Source organism: Sphingobacterium sp. 40-24, from assembly GCF_001899705.1.
Lineage (GTDB): Bacteria > Bacteroidota > Bacteroidia > Sphingobacteriales > Sphingobacteriaceae > Sphingobacterium > Sphingobacterium multivorum.
Genome location: NZ_MKWH01000070.1, coordinates 1 through 1,321, shown reverse-complemented (window position 1 = coordinate 1,321; position 1,321 = coordinate 1). Strand labels below are relative to the sequence as shown.

Annotated in this window: 2 protein-coding genes; both read left to right on the top strand. The window is 37.1% G+C overall.

The features are described from left to right. The first annotated feature begins 212 nt into the window (after positions 1–212). On the top strand, positions 213–632 hold the full coding sequence (locus BGP15_RS26495; RefSeq protein ID WP_286771205.1) for a hypothetical protein: 420 nt from the start codon (positions 213–215) through the stop codon (positions 630–632). Positions 633–946: 314 nt separating this feature from the next. Further along, on the top strand, positions 947–1,321 hold a 375-nt coding region (locus tag BGP15_RS26490; RefSeq protein ID WP_286771204.1), incomplete at its 3' end, for a DUF3347 domain-containing protein.

Here is a 1,321-nt window from a genome sequence, read left to right as displayed (position 1 = left end):
TGATCGAGACCGTGAAAAAAGCAGGATTTAAAATAGAGGCTTTGTAAGCGTTAACAATCCTCTAAATATAGAATGCCCACTGTTAAAGGATGTAAATCTTTTAGACAGGGGCATTCGTTTTTTATTACCAATGCAAATTATTAAATAATATTTTGGCAAATATTCATTCCACAATCTTCAAAAATGATAAATAAATGGATAAACTTTTGTAAGTGAATAATTTTATTTCTAACTTTGCCGAGTTGAAAAATGTGAGCATACATATCGGGATTATTACGTTGTTCTGTTTGGGCTTCTTTATGATGCCCAGCCAAAGTTTTGCATGCTCCAAACATTCTGCTAAAACAGAACAGAAGTCCTGTCATAAAGAGAAATCTAAAGATAATAAAGAGAAAGATTGCTGCAAGACCAAATCCTGCAAAAAAAGCAAGAAGGAAAACGGACATTGCAGCGGTAATTGCAACGACAAATCCTGCAACAGTACGTCCTATTCTTCAATGGGGCTTCCTATATTCCTTGAGATCAAAACAAAAAGCTATTTTGCAGATGCAAAAAAGCAAAAATTCGGATTCAAAGAAGCCTACTATTCTTCAGGCTATTCCTCTATCTGGCTACCGCCTAAAATAAGCTAAAAACCACCCTGTATAGCCAATGGTGTGACCTGTCGTATCTACACGCTATACCTTCCAATTACTTTTCCGGTAGTGGTGCATAGCTTTTTAGTTTCGTAAATGTTTAGCTACTGCTTTCTTGGCGTTTAATATACTTTAGAAATGTGTTTCTAAAGTATTGCTGTCCGTCATTGTTTTAACAGAACAGAGATGGCGTACGGCCATCAACCTACAAAGAATTTTACCGGACCAACCCGCACAGATACAGCATTGCCGTATCTGATACGACATATTGCTTAGTCAAATCAATTTAAAACATTCAAAATTATCATACAATGAAAAATAGATATATCTCAGGCCTGATGGCTTTATTCACTCTTTTTATGGCAGCATGTAATCAGAACACGGGAAATAAATCGGAACAGGCAAAACAGGACGATCCGGCCAATGTTTCAGCTACACCAGCATCCCAACAGGAAAACCAAGCTGCTAAAAAAGACAATTTTGCAGAACTCTTTTCACATTATCAACATCTTGCCTTAGCCCTATCTTCCGATGACGACAAGGAAGCCGCACTTGCTTCCAAAGGAATTTTAGAAGCTATACCAAATATAAATACCGGGAATTTTACTGCCGAGCAAAATTCCAAGTACGATGAAATCATAGCAGATGTAAAGGAACACGCAGAACATATACAGGAAAACATCGGA